This is a genomic window from Heyndrickxia sp. NPDC080065, from assembly GCF_050281185.1.
Lineage (GTDB): Bacteria > Bacillota > Bacilli > Bacillales > Bacillaceae_C > Heyndrickxia.
Genome location: NZ_JBNNWS010000037.1, coordinates 1 through 14,949 on the forward strand (window position 1 = coordinate 1; position 14,949 = coordinate 14,949).

The window sequence follows — 14,949 nt, forward strand, 5'->3', positions numbered from 1 at the left end:
AGATGGAACGCCTAATGCGGTGAAAATCGCACGTTGGGTGTGGAGCAGGGGAAAAGATGGAGATTACATCAAAGTCTTACCTATTGCTATTAAACAATCGGGGGCGTTTGTTTAATAAAGGGCTCATACATACTATATATATCTAATATGTATGAGCCCTTATTTTATCCATATTATTTTAATTTTAGTCTTGATAACACAGTTCCGTTTGGTAAAGATAGGTCTGTAAGCTCTGGAAATATTGAAGTGATCTCATTGTTATGTCTCGTATAATATTTCAAAGACATGATCCATTTATACTTTTATGGGTTATTGATTTAGGTGGTTTCCGATGGATTAGATACCCATAAAATTTACAAAGATATTTCTCAAAACGTTAATATGGACGTTTCAAAGACTCTCAGTCATTTTGGCTGGGGGTTTTTTTATGCTTAAAAAAGGCATGTGGTCGCATCATAGTACAATAATACTTTTGATAAAACGATTTTATCTTTAAGGATATGAGTCATCGATTATGAGGTAGGGTGGACAATGTAGAAAATATATCACTAACATGTCAAAAAAAAGGGAAGGAAGGATAGTCACAACTTGCATAATTTATGATGTTTTAGGTAAATATACCATTGTTCTTATAGAATTAAGATTGTCTTAAGGAGGAATAAAACTCGAAGTGAAACAGTTCATCATCAGAATTCACCAAAAATAAGGAGGGTATTTTCGTGAGGCGATTTTTAAAGGCAACAGGTTCGGTTTTGCTTGCAAGTATTGTCATTGTTGGCTGTCAAACGAAAAATAACCAGAAAGAAACCAAGGTAACCAACAAGGCAAATCAGGTAAAGGAGACAGGATTTCCAAATTGGGGTTATGACCTTCAACATACCCGACATGTGCCCTATAAAGAGATTACCAAAGATAACGTAAAAAAAATGGGGATTGTATGGCAGCAGGATATCTTGGATTGGAATAAGGATGTTCCGAATTTACAAGAGGATTTCCCTGTCGTACAAGACGGGGTCATGTATGTGACTAGTGCCAAAAATCATGTGTTTGCAATTGATGGCGCAAGCGGAAAGAAACTTTGGGCATGGACGCCCCCTAAGAATGTACTTGATCATCTTAATAGTTTGCCATGGCAATCCAATGTGGCAAGTAGAGGTGTCGCTGTAGCAAATGGAAATGTATATGTCTTGATGATAGATAATCGACTTGCCAAACTTGATGCGAAAACCGGAAAACTGATAAAAATGGTCAACTTTTGGGATCATGAACCTTCCATCAAGTTAGAAAATCGATACTATGAATCTTCAGCTCCAATGTATTATGATGGCAACATTTACGTTGGAAGCAGCGGTGGTGATAATGGTACGCGAGGTTTCGTTTGGGCGTTTAAAGCAGATACCCTCGAACCACTATGGAAAGAACCGTTTTGGACCGTTCCTGCCGAAGGGGAGGGTTGGAGAAAGAACAGTAAATATACAGGCGGAGGATCCGTATGGACACCAATGTCATTCGATCCAGATACCGATATGATGTATTTTGCAGTGGGAAATCCAGCCCCTGACTTTTACGATGAAGATAGAAAAGGGAAAAATCCATATACGGATTCTATCGTCGCTTTGGACAGTAAAACAGGGAAATTTAAGTGGGCATCCTCCCAAGTTGATCACGATGTATGGGATTATGACGCTGCAGCAACACCGATGGTTCTTAATGCCAAGGTCGGCGGTAAAGTGAGGAAAATCGTTGTTGAAGGCGGAAAGAATGGAAAATGGTATGCATGGGATGCTAAAACGGGGAAAACGATTTATGATGGTGTACCATTTGTTAAAATAAAAAATTCGAAACCACCAAGCGATGAAAATAAAGTTGTCCTCCAATGGCCGGGTACACCAGGTGGAGAAAGTTATGCCCCAGAGACGTATGATCCTGAAACCAACTATGTCCTTATTCCAGGTATCAATAGCCCGAATTTAATGTTAGCAGCAAAAGATCGGAAAGAGATTGCGAAAGATAACAATACCTTCCCTGGTACAAAGATACTTCCTTTACCAGCAAATGTTCACCCTTCTGGTAACATTACAGCTATTGACATTAATACAGGAAAAAAAGTTTATCAAATTAATACCGACGATCCGATGTATGGAGGATTCACAAGTACTGCATCTGGTCTTGCTTTTTACGGGGAATTGGACGGAAAGGTGAATGCTCTCGATATTAAAAAAGGTAAAGTATTATGGAGCATGCAAAGTGGAGGAAAACAAATCAAAATGGCACCTTCCATTTATACAGTTGGCGGCAAGCAATATGTTGCCGTGATTACTGGTGGTACAAGGGTTGTGGTTTATGGACTCGGTGGTAAGGAAAAAGTCGCAGCACCTAATGAAAATGCACAATTACAAGGGGAAGCAGACAAAATACCTGCAAGTGTCGATCCGGTACAGGTTTACAAAAAAAGCTGTGTTTCTTGTCACGGGGATAATCTTCAGGGTGCAACAGCTCCAAACCTTCAACACATTGGTAAAACGATGACTAAAGAAGACATATTAAATAAAATCTTAAATGGCGGCGATCGCATGCCGGCGGGCGTAGCTAAAGGTGCAGACGCAGAAGCACTAGCAGAGTGGTTGTCCAAAAAGAAATAATGTGCACGTAAGGATGCCTCCACAACAGTGGCACGTATTCTCTAAGCTGTCCGAGTCCGATCTCTTCATTCGGACTCAGATTGCTTTATTAAAAAAAACTATATAAAGTGGCGAAACATATAAATGAAAAATAAGGATGGTGGTAAAATGAGGAACCTATCGAAATATACCGTGCAATTCATAGGTGTCGCCTTATCAATTTGCTTGCTCTTTGGCCTTGCCTCCCCGACTTTGATCAGTGCGGAATCCCAATCAAATCAGGGCTTAGGTTCGGCCGAAGATAATGGGATCAAGTTAACAATCAATGGCTATTCCATCGTAAACCACGGTCAAAACATTAGGGTACATTATACGATACATTCGAATTCGAATATTCAAGTTAATCCGAATGCTACGAGCCTGATGGCAAGTCCGCATATTTGGATTGGACAAACGTTAGTTCGTGAGAATTCCGATTCGTTTAAGAAAGTGAGTAAAAACGAGTATAAAGGAACGATAGAAGCACAACTAAATCATTACAGACCCGAAAATCCTCAAATGACATTTATAACACATGGGATATTGAATCAAAAGGGCCACTGGACAGTCAGATTTATCCTTAATAACGCTGAATACTAATATTTTTAATTCATTCACGGACAAGCAAGGTGTGACAAGTGTCGCAACCAGCTTGTCCCTTTTTGTAATTTATTGCAATAATCTGTACGCTTTGGACAACTTCCAGTCAAATTTCCGGTTATTTCGAGGAAACCACCTACATAAGATTAATTTGAAGGGGAAATCAGACACTACTAAGAACTATTTTCACAATTGTTGGTGTCTTGAAAGGTGGTGACTAACATGTGGAAAAAGCCTGATTATAAAGTGATAAATACATCTTCTGAAGTGACAATGTACGCCTATGTTGGTAAATAGCGTGGGTGTTGCATGCTATAAATGTGTTTAACAAAACAAGAGGTGGTGCAAATAAAATGAGACGCAACTTAAAAGCATTAATTGGTGCGATTACTGGGTTTGCGATGGCTGGAGGGTGGTTCGTCATCGATATCCTAACTCCTGAGCCAAACATTATAGAATATTCCCTTATGGCTGTGGTCAATATCGCAATTGGATGGAAAATTGGAAAGTCGCTTGGGAAATCTCGGGACGTAAGTAAAAATGAGGTTCGAATCATAGGCGAAAGGACTGAAGCCAAATTAGAATAAGAGTTTTAGGAACTGCGGCAGGAGGAGGGTTTCCACAGTGGAACTGCGCTTGTTCAAACTGTCGAGAAGTACGTGATGGAAATGATGCATTCCGCTCGTTATTACAATCTTCTCTTGCAGTAAGTGCAAATGAAAAGGACTGGTACCTTATTAATGCCGGCCCCGATGTTCATCAACAAATCGAATCATTCTCTGTGCTTCATGCGGGTCCTGGAATAAGAGAGACACCTTTAGCCGGTGTTATTTTAACGGATGCTGAGCTTGATCATACGATTGGGCTATTGTCATTACGGGAAGGCTCTTATTTGACCATCTATGGAACAGAGATGGCACGCAAAAGTTTACACTCGGATTTTCCGGTATTTCCGATGTTAGAGAGCTATTGTTCTTGGGAATGGCAGTTACTTTACCCCGATTCCGTACAACGAATAGGATCAGAAATAGAAGAAACAATTATCGTTGAAACAGTCCCTGTTTCAAGAAAACCTCCACTCTATGTCAAGTTGAACAACGAAGATAATAGCCCAGAAGAAATTTGGGAGGTCGGGTTAGTTCTGCATAATGAAAAATCAGGGAAATGTCTTGCGTATTTTCCTACAATAGAAGAGTTCACACCTGCCATTGAAGCAAGCTTAAAGAAAGCAGATATTTTAATGGTAGATGGTACCTTTTGGGCAGAGGATGAATTAGTACAGATGGGTGCAACGAAGCGTGATGCGCGAAATATGGGACATTTGCCAATCGGCGGAAGTAGAGGGACAGCGGAAAAGTTAGCGGCGTTTCCAGCTGAGCGGAAAATCCTGATACACATTAACAATAGCAATCCCATTTTGAAAATAGGTTCTATGGAAAGAAATACATTAGAGGGAATGGGATTTGAAGTTGCTTTTGATGGCATGGAAGTGGAGGTGTGATCATGCCGGGAAAAAGTACGTCAGTTGGCGGAGAAGAACATCAGAAAGAGATTTGGTCGCAAGAGGAATTTACTGAACGTTTAAAGGATGTTGGCCGGTCCTATTATCATGATAAACATCCCTATCATATAAAAATGCATGAGGGGGCCTTGAGTCGGGAACAAATTCAAGGCTGGGTTGCGAACCGATACTACTATCAGAAGTCAGTTCCAATTAAAGATGCTGCTATATTATCAAACTTGCCATCCCGAGAATTACGACGTGAATGGATTGGGCGTATTATCGACCATGACGGCACACATGGTCAAGATGGCGGAATTGAGGCGTGGCTCAGACTGGGAGAAGCTGTTGGGTTATCTAGGGAAGAAATTGTACAGGAGGAAAGAGTCGTACCAGGTGTTCGTTTTGCGGTGGATGCTTATGTAAACTTTGCGCGGACAAAACCGTGGATCGAGGCAGTTGCCTCTTCGTTAACAGAGTTGTTTTCCCCTGACCTTATTTTTAAAAGAATGAAGGTAATGGAGAGATTGTATCCTTGGATTGACAGCACTGGTTTTGAATATTTTCAAAACCGTTTGAGCCAGGCACCCCGTGATTCGAATACTGCTTTAAAGTTTGTGTTGACCTATTGTCATAGCCCTGCGGAGCAACAAAAAGCGGTAGAAGCATTACGCTTTAAATGCGATGTGTTATGGGTCCAGCTTGATGCCATTGAAAAAGCTTACCCGATAAATGCGTAATCGAAAGGTTCCTTACTTATAAGAAAAAAGGGATTGGTGGTGGAGCAAATTTTAGTTAAAAGCTACCCTAAGCTTGCTGCAAAAGCGCGACTTAAATTTGATAAAGTGAGAGGAAAGCATCTTCTTTTGTTACCGGAAAAGGTTGTGGTTATGAATGAAACCGCCGCCTCTATCCTTATTCTATGTGATGGAAGCCTAGCGGTGCATAGCATAGTTGAAAAAATTAGAGATTCTTTGCAGGCCGATACAGAATCAATGGAAACAGAGTCATTGCCTAATTTGAAAACAATGGAGGCTGATATATTAGAATTTCTGCAAGAAATGGTGGATCAAGGATGGGTGGTGATTCCCTAATCATGACACAATCGGAGCGAATTAGTAGCAATCGCATCGGAGCTCCATTTTCGATTCTTGCAGAGTTGACTCATCGTTGTCCTTTGCATTGTCCATATTGTTCCAACCCTATAGAGTTAACACTTGAGAAAGAGGAGTTGGCAACGGAAGATTGGCACCGTGTTTTGACGGAGGCTGCTGAATTGGGAGTAGTAGAAGTTCATTTTTCTGGAGGGGAGCCTCTTTTACGTGACGACTTGGTAACGTTAATCCGTCATGCCAATGATTTAGAGATGTACACGAACCTTATTACAAGCGGTATTGGATTATCAGAGGAAAAGGTGCATCAACTAAAGTTGGCCGGGTTAGCAAATGTACAGATAAGCTTCCAGGCAGCCGAAGCAAGGCTTTCCAATGTAATCGGAGGATATAAAGCGTTTGAGAAGAAACTAGAAGCTGTTAAAGCGGTAAAAAAAGCTGAATTGCATTTATCATTAAATGTTGTAATACATCGAATGAATATTGATCAATTGCAGGCGATTATTCAGCTTGCAGAGGAAGTGGGAGCTGAACGATTGGAACTGGCAAATGCACAATATTATAATTGGGCATTGCTCAATCGAGAGCGGTTATTGCCAAACCGAGAACAAATCAAAAGGGCAAATGAAATCTATATTGCTGCTAAAGAGCGGCTTCAAAGAGAAATGGAAATTATTTGGGTTATTCCTGATTATTATGCATCTACTCCAAAGCCTTGTATGGGCGGCTGGGGCACAATCGGATTCACAGTAGCACCAAATGGGGATGTTCTGCCTTGTCCTACAGCAGGAATAATTGAGGGTCTTACATTTGAGAATGTCCGTAAGTCTTCACTGAAACAAATTTGGTACAAATCGAAGTCCTTTAACAACTTCCGTGGCGAAGAATGGATGCCAGAACCTTGCCGTTCTTGTGATCTCCGTCATGAAGATGGAGGGGGCTGCCGTTGCCAGGCTTTTGCTTTAACCAGAAATGCATCTGCTACGGATCCAGTTTGTGAGTGGTCACCGGATCATCATCTAATTGAAGCGGCCATACAGGAGATAAACAACCAACCTGCCACCCCTATGATATATCGAAAATTTCTTCTAGAAAAACCTTCAGCTAGCAGCATGATAAAGAAATAAAAATAAGCTTTGAAATTTGGTGCCATATGGATTCTTCCTATCTTGGCACTTTTTTTATTCAAAGGAAATTATTTATTTTTTCCTTTTAGCCGATTAAGTGATTAAAGTAAAAAGAATTGAGGCTGCAAGACTAATCCAAACGAGAAGGATAACAATCGCCGCAGCCCAATTTTTCCGCAGCTTGGTGGAGTTTTGACTGGCGATAGCCTTACATTCCTCTAATATACTCTTTGGAATCATGGAAAAAGCTCCTAATATCCCTATAGGAAGCAGGATAGCTTCATCCACATAGCCTAATATCGGAATAAAATCAGGAATAATATCAATGGGGCTTAAAGCATAGGCAACTATTAAAATTGAAAAAGCCTTTGCGTACCAAGGTGTTCCCGGATGGCGATTTGCTAAGTATAAAATATAGATATTACGCTTTATATTTTGTACAAGTTCTTTCCATTTGTTCGATTTATTGGCCATACTTTTAACACCCTTCTCGAAAATTCTTTAATATATTCCCTTTCCGATTTCTGCCCTCTCCTCTATTTTGCTTCAATCATGATTTTCTAAACATGTTATGAAAGAAGACTTCGATGTGCTTTAGGGGTATATATACTGCAATGCATAAATAGCTTGGGGATTGGAACTATAATAAATATCTCGGAATACTTGGAAGTAATGGAATTTCTAAACAGGTAAGAAACTATAAAATTTACTAAGGATATTAGGCATGAAAAGTGTCTGCTGTGTCTAGCTCCAGCGCCTATCGGCTAGCGGATTTCTCCGTCTTCTCCCTACGATAAGTCAACATCGACTCGTCCCTCGACGTGTCTCCTTTATCTCAGTCGAAGACTACGAAATCCGTACGCCGATAAGCAAGGCGCTTGCGCTTTTCATATAATAATGTTTTTGTGAAATGGTGTGATGAAAAGTGAAGAGGAAACTTACTAAGAGCCATGTTTCAGATGCACATATTCCTATGCAGGCTAAAAAGTTAATGCTTGTCAATGCCTTGCGAAGCATTGGGCAGGGTATGTTAGTAGTTGATTTGGCACTTTATCTCCATGCATTGGGATGGAGTACAGCAGCAATTGGAAGTGTCCTTGCAGCGGGTGGATTGCTTGGTGTCGGGCTCTCACCTGTCATTGGCATATATAGCGACCGATTTGGAAGAAAACCCTTTATTCTTTTTTATGAATTTTTAACCGCAGGATGTGCCTTAGTCGGAGTTTTTTCTACAGACTCCCTTTTATTATTTTTAGCGATTACATTTTCAGGTTTTGGGAAAGCCGATGCCGGTTCTCCGAGTCCGTGTGCACCTGCAGAGCAAGCATGGCTTGCAACTTTCATTCTTACAGAAAATCGGGGCAAGGTATATAGTTTGAATAATGCTCTAAGCTTTTTTGGAATGGCGGCAGGTGCAGTTATGGCTGGATCAGCTGCATTATGGGAGGGGTCTCTATTCGGAGCAACATCCTATCGGCTCACTTTCTTTATTGTTTTTATTTTATATCTTGTCACAGCTCTTATCATTTTTGCTATTGGTGAAGGAGAGGCTATACATAGTAGGAAAGAAGTAAGCGGAATTTTAGAAAAAGAAATATTGAATAAAGAAAATTTAGCGGTTTTCAAACTTGCTGCCATAAATGTCTTGAACGGGATTGCTATTGGATTAACGGGACCAATGATGTCTTATTGGTTTGCAGCTAAATTTGGTGCAAGTACTACTCAAATCGGAGGCACGTTAGCTTTAACCTTCTTCGCTACAGGTGTCACCTCGCTTTTTCAGGCAAAATTATCCCGAAAACACGGGACCATTCGATCAATTGTGTTAGTTCGATTTATTGCAAGCATGCTCTTGATCTTGATGCCTCTATTATCGAGTTATATACTTGCATCCATCCTTTATATGATACGAACAGCACTAAACCGTGGTACACAAGGGGCACAGCAAGCACTTTGCGTGAGCTTGACACGCGACAGGAGACGCGGTTTTGCGTCAAGTATTAATTCCCTGTCTATGCGTCTTCCGATTTCGGTAGGCCCGTATATCAGCGGTTATCTTTTTGGCTTAGGCTCACTTGCCATGCCTTTTTACATAGCCTCCGGTTTACAAATTAGTTTTGCATATTTATATGGGAGAATATTTAGTGCGTATGAATTTCGGCTGAAGTCCCATGCGTCATCCGGGTGAAATGAACTTCTAATGTTGGAGATTTTTGTTAAAAGATATTTCTTCAATTGGAATAATTATGTATGTATAAAACTTATTTAGGCATACTAATAAGGAGTATACGTTAAAGGAGAGACATAATGTTAATTGAAGAAGGAACCAAATATCAAATTTCTCAAGAAATTAAAAGTTATTATAACTCAGCGGAAGAATTAACAGTTGTCAGAAATAACGGAATTACTGTCCAATTTACACTTGGGGACGGAAAAGGCTACGGTTCAATGCCTATTGAACATTTACATTATTTGCTGAAGAGGTCCAATCTAAGTCTTATCCCAAATAAAAAGGCTTTATTAAATAATAACGAAGAAAAAATTGGATAGAGTCCAATCTATCAGCCCCAAACCAATCAGTTTGGGGCTTTTCTTTGTTATTGGCTTTGTTAATGCTTATTGTTGATAAAATCACCTGTATGGTATGTGTGAAGCGTTTTCTTTACGAAGTAAAACTAGCTGAACACATACCATACAGGGTTTTATTAGAAACAACATCGTTTAACAAAGCCTTATTATTAAAAAAAAGGGAGTATTTGTGTTGGATTGGGAAGGATTGCTTTTGAACGATATAGCATTTCTGAAACGGTTACACATTCATATCCCTTCTTTTGTAAAGCTGCCAATATTTTATCTAAAGCTTTCACCGTTTGTGAGCGGTCACCGCCAGCATCGTGTAAAAGGATAATATCTCCTGGTCTAGTATCGGAAATAACATTATTTATGATTTTATTGACCCCTGGTTTTCTCCAATCTTTCGTATCATGATTCCATGACCACATAATAACACGATAGTCATTTTTTACAGCAGTATTTATAATTAAGTCATTATAATACCCTCCAACAGGCCGAAAGAGAGAAGGTTGGTATCCAGCTATGCTTTGGATTGTATTTGATGTTTTTTTTAATTCATTCTTTAAATAATTTGCATTCTTATATAATCGATAATTGTGATTATAGGTGTGATTAGCAATTTCATGGCCTTCGTCTACTTGTCTTTTTATAATGTATGGGTATTCTGCAGCATGAGCACCAATAACGAAAAATGTTGCTTTTGCACGATACTTAGCTAATGTATCCAAAATTTGTGGTGTATAAAGAGGATGCGGACCATCATCGAATGTTAGTGCAACCATTTTTTCTTTTGTCTTTACTTCCCAAAAAACTTCTCCCGACTTTTCAAGTTCTATTCTCCCTTTATTAGATGCTGCCTGTATATTATGGCCGGAGCACAGGTTGAATAATAAAATAAGGTAAACAAGGACTAAAGATAAAAACTTCATAAATGATAAACTCCTGTAAATATATTTGATTTTAGTCTATGTAATATCTCTATTTTTATTATTGGCTTCATTAAATATATTGTCTTAAGCGTATTATTATCTAATAAAGCTCATTTTCGATAAAAAATAGAACTTCACACTAAAGGTTAGGGTTTCATGAATTGGTAATGTTTTATTAATGGTCTTTTGCATTAGATAGGCAGCTTGGTTGAAAAATAATGACTGGGAGGAGTGGGATGTATGAATGTTATTACAACATTTTCTGCTAAAAGACGTGAAAGACAGATAAAATACGAACGTAAACTGTTAAAGGAACTCTCCATTCAAAGTTTAAAGAAAAGTGTACAAGATCACTTTGGTTCAGAAAGAATTGAAGGTGGAATCTGGATTCAACAAGGTGTTGAAGAAGGGTGCTATGATGTAGCAATAGAAGCTTATTTGTTGGGCGGACAATATAGTCGTTTTAGTAAGTACGGAGAGTCAGTTCATGACGTGAAGATGCGCTGTGAAAATGAGATAAATCATTTAATTGATACACTATATAACTTTTGGTTGTATTGGAAGTTTGGAGACGAAGAGTTAGTTCAGGAATCAATTTTTTACTCATGTGAGAAATTTGTAGATAAATGGTGGATGGAAGGATTTTTAAAGGGTGAGCAAAGAAGGAAGTTAAGGTTGCATTAATGCCTTTTTCTTAATGTTTAATATTAAATCGTTAATAATTGATTATAGATGGGTATACGGGGAGTTTTCTTTACGAAGTACAACTAGCTAAACGTATGCCTATTAATTTTTTGTTCTAAAACCGTACCTTGTCCCATATGTTTGGAATAGAAGAAGGGGGAAGGGAAGGTTTTGAATGAGCCGAAATCTCAAGATCATTAGTTTTATTGTAGGAGCATTGCTCTTATTTTTGCTTTTTCAATTTCAATTTTTTCAAAAAGATACATGGGATTCATGGAACTTGCCTTTAACGGGTAAAGTGATTATTTTAGATCCAGGGCATGGTGGCCCAGATGGCGGTGCAGGTGATTCAGATGCATTAGAGAAAGATATCTCTTTAAAGATTTCTCATAAAATTAAGGATTATCTTCAGGAGCAGGGAGCGCTTGTCATAATGACTAGAGAAGATGATTCTGATTTAGCTGATCCTGATACGAAAGGGATAAGCCGCAGGAAAGTTGAAGATTTAAAAAACAGACTTAAGTTGATCAATGAATCAAACGCAGATCTTTATTTAAGTATACATCTAAATTCCATTCCCTCTCCAAGATGGAGCGGGGCTCAGACATTTTATTCTCCGCATTTTATCGAAAATAAGCGGTTAGCCAAGTTTATTCAAAGTGAATTAATTCGAAACCTTGAAAATACAGATAGGGAAGCGAAAATCCTAAAAAACATATATATCGTAAAAAATGCGAACAAACCAGGTGCACTAGTTGAAGTCGGATTCCTTTCAAATCCTACCGAACGACAAAATTTAAAAAGTGATAAATATCAAGAAAAAGTCTCAGCTTCCATTTACAATGGAATTATGAGGTATTTTACAAATGAAAAAGATTTAAAGTAAAAGGTAATCGAATCGTTTGTCGATTACCTTTATCTCAGTCGAAGACTACGAAATTCGTACGTTAGAGCTGCGGCGCTTGCGCTTTTCTGATGAAGGCGATTTGCTTTTTGTCCAGTGAAAATATGTTATACTAAATGGGTGTAATCGAATTCACATCAAGGATGGTGTATGAAGTGATAACAGAACAAGAAATCGTTAATTTGCTAAAAGGAATTCAAGATCCTTTCCTACATAAAACACTAGAAGAAACGAATGGTATTGTAGAAATAAAAGTGAAGGAAGAAAAAGAGCATGTAAGTGTGAAGCTTGCGATTGCAAAAACAGGGACAAGTGAGCAGCTTCAGCTACAAATGCAAGTGGTGAATATTTTAAAAGAAGCGGGTGCAAAAACAGTCGGCATTCGATTTGCAGAACTTCCAGAAGAAGTTTTGCAAAAATTCAGAGGATCTGAATCCGATGAGCAAGGAAATAATCTTTTATCACCCACTAGTAATACAACCTTTATTGCCATTGCCAGTGGTAAAGGTGGAGTTGGTAAATCAACAGTATCGGTTAATTTAGCAGTTTCGCTTGCGCGTTTAGGGAAAAAAGTGGGTCTAATTGATGCAGATATCTACGGTTTCAGTGTTCCGGATATGATGGGTGTAACTCAGCGTCCGGTTGTCCGTGGAGAAAGAATTATTCCCGTAGATAGACTAGGTGTAAAAGTCATCTCAATGGGATTCTTCGTTGAAGATAACGCACCTGTTATTTGGCGTGGACCTATGCTAGGAAAAATGCTAAATAACTTCTTCACCGAGGTTGAATGGGGAGAATTAGATTACTTATTATTAGACCTTCCTCCTGGAACTGGTGACGTAGCTCTTGACCTACATACAATGCTGCCTCACTGTAAGGAGATCATTGTAACAACACCACACCCAACTGCTGCCTTTGTAGCGGCACGTGCTGGAGCAATGGCATTAAAGACTGACCATGAGCTTTTAGGTGTAATTGAAAATATGTCCTATTTTGAAAGCAAAGTTACTGGTGAAAAGGAATATGTTTTCGGTCGAGGCGGTGGAGAAAAGCTTGCTGAAGAATTGCGGACAGAGCTTCTTGGTCAGCTTCCATTACAGCAGCCTGACTGGGATGAGGAAGACTTTGCACCTTCCATCTACGCTGAAGATCATAGGCTAGGGGAAATTTATAGAGATATTGCTAAAAAAATAGTAAGCCTTCTTAATAAATAGTAAGAAAAAAACTGCTGCCGGATTCGACAGCAGTTTTTTTATGGAATAACGGCAACAACAAATCTATCCGCCTTGACCTCCGCCGCCTTGTTGTTTTCCACCGCCCCCACTGCTTTGACCACCTTGCTTTTGAGCGCTTTGACCAGTACTTAAATCATGAGCGGCTTTTACTAGTAATTCCTGAATTTTTGCTTTAAAAATCGGGCTATCAAAGGTTTCTGTAATGGTAGTTTGAATATGTTTTCGGAAATCTTTGCTTTTAAGTAGGCCCTGCACTTCTTTTTGATATTCGGGATCTTTTAGTATATCAAGCATCATACTCTGATATTCAGGATCCTTCATTAACTTTTTCAAAAGTTCTTCATTTTGTTTTTTCATGCCTGTTGCAAAGGATTTAGCAAATTCAGGATCTTTAAAGGATTTTTTCCAAAATTCATTACTTTTCTCTGAAACGAGAGTTTTTTGAATCGTGTCATTGACTATGGCTTGATCCATTATAAGTTCCTGCTTTATTTTATTGTCTGCCATAATTTCCTGAATGGCTTTCTTTCCTTCATCAGTTTTTAGAATATCTACTATCATTTTTTTTGTTTGGTCATAATCCATTTTTTCAGTTACTGGACTACCCGAACACGCTGAAAGAAGAAAGAACGTGCTAAATAGGAGCAACATAACTATTTTCTTCATAGGAATAGCTCACCCCTATAGTAAAGTGTTTATATAGTTAATATGGTTTATTTGAAAAGATTTATTCTACGACATAGTATTTTCTAGATTTTTCATACTGTGATTGGTAAAATCAAAAGGATGAGTATACGTACGATTATTACCGCATGGAGGATATCGCATTGACAAGCCGAAATTGGGTTAGATTATTTTTAACGACGTTAGCAGTGGGTGGTATCACAACAGGAATATTAGGTTTTATTATTCGTTGGAGTGAATTCCAGTCCTATTTTGTTGATTTTAAAATAGGTTCTATATTATCCACGTTTATTTGGCTTATTGGAGTAGGGCTGATATTCAGTGTTATTAGCCAAGTAGGGTATTTCGCTTATTTAACTATCCATCAATTTGGATTAGGTATTTTCCGTTCCTCCTCATTATGGAATGGTGTTCAATTAGTTTTAACCATTTTTGCTTTATTTGATTTGATCTATATCCGTTTTGAAAAATTTGCAAAACCAAATGAGAGCCTCGCTCCTTATATTGGACTAGCTATATTTATTTTGGTGGCTGGATTAATTGTATCCTATTTTAAATCACAGCAAGGGAAAAAGAGCACCTTTATACCAGCATTGTTTTTTATGGTTGTTGTAACGATTTTAGAATGGATTCCTGTACTAAGAGTAAATGAAAAAAGCTGGGTCTATCTCATGCTATTCCCACTAGTTTTTTGTAACGCATATCAAATTTTAATGCTTCCAAAATATTTAAAACGTTCAGAAGAAGAAAGAGCAATAACAAAAGCGGAAAAGGGTAATCAAAATCAAAATTCTACAATAAATAAAAAGAAAAAATAAAAAAGATAAAAAACACTCTTTTAAAATGTACTGCACCCCAATTGTTAGACACCATTTAACAATTGGAGGTGCTTTTATTATGGCTAAATTTACAATCGAAGAGAAACTGACAGCGGTAAAA

The 14,949-nt window shown here is 38.4% G+C and carries 17 protein-coding genes and 1 pseudogene; 14 read left to right on the forward strand and 4 right to left on the reverse strand.

Features of this window, described 5'->3' with window-relative positions; genetic code table 11:
- Window positions 1-194: 194 nt before the first annotated feature.
- A pseudogene (locus tag ACQKP0_RS25205) lies at window positions 195-278 on the reverse strand (ATP-dependent DNA ligase); the annotation flags it as partial.
- Between the two features lie 441 nt (window positions 279-719).
- Between ACQKP0_RS25205 and ACQKP0_RS25210 the strand changes: the two are divergent.
- The 8 genes from ACQKP0_RS25210 to pqqE all read left to right on the forward strand — a co-directional run bounded on the left by ACQKP0_RS25210 (window position 720) and on the right by pqqE (window position 7,000).
- Complete coding sequence (locus tag ACQKP0_RS25210) at window positions 720-2,642, forward strand: PQQ-binding-like beta-propeller repeat protein (protein ID WP_427408562.1); 1,923 nt, start codon at window positions 720-722, stop codon at window positions 2,640-2,642.
- A 147-nt stretch (window positions 2,643-2,789) separates the two neighbouring features.
- The gene (locus ACQKP0_RS25215) at window positions 2,790-3,260 is read left to right on the forward strand and encodes a hypothetical protein (RefSeq protein WP_427408563.1); all 471 of its coding nucleotides are present in this window, start codon (window positions 2,790-2,792) and stop codon (window positions 3,258-3,260) included.
- Window positions 3,261-3,482: 222 nt separating this feature from the next.
- Window positions 3,483-3,557: a pyrroloquinoline quinone precursor peptide PqqA gene (gene pqqA / locus ACQKP0_RS25220; protein ID WP_427408576.1), complete on the forward strand. Its 75-nt coding sequence runs from the start codon at window positions 3,483-3,485 to the stop codon at window positions 3,555-3,557.
- A 56-nt stretch (window positions 3,558-3,613) separates the two neighbouring features.
- Window positions 3,614-3,847: a hypothetical protein gene (locus tag ACQKP0_RS25225; RefSeq protein WP_427408564.1), complete on the forward strand. Its 234-nt coding sequence runs from the start codon at window positions 3,614-3,616 to the stop codon at window positions 3,845-3,847.
- Window positions 3,844-4,761: a pyrroloquinoline quinone biosynthesis protein PqqB gene (pqqB, locus tag ACQKP0_RS25230; protein WP_427408577.1), complete on the forward strand. Its 918-nt coding sequence runs from the start codon at window positions 3,844-3,846 to the stop codon at window positions 4,759-4,761. The genes ACQKP0_RS25225 and pqqB overlap by 4 nt, the downstream gene beginning before the upstream one ends.
- Before the next feature lie 2 nt (window positions 4,762-4,763).
- The gene (gene pqqC / locus ACQKP0_RS25235; RefSeq protein ID WP_427408565.1) at window positions 4,764-5,501 is read left to right on the forward strand and encodes a pyrroloquinoline-quinone synthase PqqC; all 738 of its coding nucleotides are present in this window, start codon (window positions 4,764-4,766) and stop codon (window positions 5,499-5,501) included.
- A gap of 39 nt (window positions 5,502-5,540) precedes the next feature.
- Window positions 5,541-5,855 (forward strand): pyrroloquinoline quinone biosynthesis peptide chaperone PqqD, encoded by a 315-nt coding sequence (gene pqqD / locus ACQKP0_RS25240; RefSeq protein WP_427408566.1) that lies wholly within the window; start codon window positions 5,541-5,543, stop codon window positions 5,853-5,855.
- On the forward strand, window positions 5,837-7,000 hold the full coding sequence (gene pqqE, locus ACQKP0_RS25245; protein WP_427408567.1) for a pyrroloquinoline quinone biosynthesis protein PqqE: 1,164 nt from the start codon (window positions 5,837-5,839) through the stop codon (window positions 6,998-7,000). The genes pqqD and pqqE overlap by 19 nt, the downstream gene beginning before the upstream one ends.
- Window positions 7,001-7,093: 93 nt before the next feature.
- On the opposite strand, the gene ACQKP0_RS25250 is transcribed toward pqqE, so the two are convergent.
- Window positions 7,094-7,474, reverse strand: a complete 381-nt coding sequence (locus ACQKP0_RS25250; protein WP_427408568.1) for a YkvA family protein — start codon at window positions 7,472-7,474, stop codon at window positions 7,094-7,096.
- 451 nt (window positions 7,475-7,925) lie between these two features.
- Between ACQKP0_RS25250 and ACQKP0_RS25255 the strand changes: the two genes are divergently transcribed.
- Both ACQKP0_RS25255 and ACQKP0_RS25260 read left to right on the forward strand, forming a co-directional pair.
- Window positions 7,926-9,188 (forward strand): MFS transporter, encoded by a 1,263-nt coding sequence (locus ACQKP0_RS25255; protein ID WP_427408569.1) that lies wholly within the window; start codon window positions 7,926-7,928, stop codon window positions 9,186-9,188.
- Window positions 9,189-9,307: 119 nt separating this feature from the next.
- Window positions 9,308-9,550: a hypothetical protein gene (locus tag ACQKP0_RS25260; RefSeq protein WP_427408570.1), complete on the forward strand. Its 243-nt coding sequence runs from the start codon at window positions 9,308-9,310 to the stop codon at window positions 9,548-9,550.
- A gap of 188 nt (window positions 9,551-9,738) precedes the next feature.
- On the opposite strand, the gene ACQKP0_RS25265 is transcribed toward ACQKP0_RS25260, so the two are convergent.
- Window positions 9,739-10,503: a polysaccharide deacetylase family protein gene (locus ACQKP0_RS25265; protein WP_427408571.1), complete on the reverse strand. Its 765-nt coding sequence runs from the start codon at window positions 10,501-10,503 to the stop codon at window positions 9,739-9,741.
- A 240-nt stretch (window positions 10,504-10,743) separates the two neighbouring features.
- On the opposite strand from ACQKP0_RS25265, the gene ACQKP0_RS25270 reads away from it, so the two are divergent.
- The 3 genes from ACQKP0_RS25270 to ACQKP0_RS25280 all read left to right on the forward strand — a co-directional run bounded on the left by ACQKP0_RS25270 (window position 10,744) and on the right by ACQKP0_RS25280 (window position 13,305).
- Window positions 10,744-11,187 (forward strand): YbaK family protein, encoded by a 444-nt coding sequence (locus ACQKP0_RS25270; protein ID WP_427408572.1) that lies wholly within the window; start codon window positions 10,744-10,746, stop codon window positions 11,185-11,187.
- 175 nt (window positions 11,188-11,362) lie between these two features.
- Window positions 11,363-12,073 (forward strand): N-acetylmuramoyl-L-alanine amidase CwlD, encoded by a 711-nt coding sequence (cwlD, locus tag ACQKP0_RS25275; RefSeq protein WP_427408573.1) that lies wholly within the window; start codon window positions 11,363-11,365, stop codon window positions 12,071-12,073.
- A gap of 161 nt (window positions 12,074-12,234) precedes the next feature.
- Entirely contained in the window at window positions 12,235-13,305 is a 1,071-nt protein-coding gene (locus tag ACQKP0_RS25280) for a P-loop NTPase (protein WP_427408578.1), read from the forward strand.
- Between the two features lie 63 nt (window positions 13,306-13,368).
- On the opposite strand, the gene gerD is transcribed toward ACQKP0_RS25280, so the two are convergent.
- Window positions 13,369-13,992 (reverse strand): spore germination lipoprotein GerD, encoded by a 624-nt coding sequence (gene gerD / locus ACQKP0_RS25285; protein ID WP_427408574.1) that lies wholly within the window; start codon window positions 13,990-13,992, stop codon window positions 13,369-13,371.
- Window positions 13,993-14,153: 161 nt separating this feature from the next.
- On the opposite strand from gerD, the gene ACQKP0_RS25290 reads away from it, so the two are divergent.
- A complete protein-coding gene (locus ACQKP0_RS25290; protein WP_427408575.1) occupies window positions 14,154-14,828 on the forward strand; it encodes a KinB-signaling pathway activation protein in 675 nt (224 codons plus the stop codon).
- Window positions 14,829-14,949 lie beyond the last annotated feature (121 nt).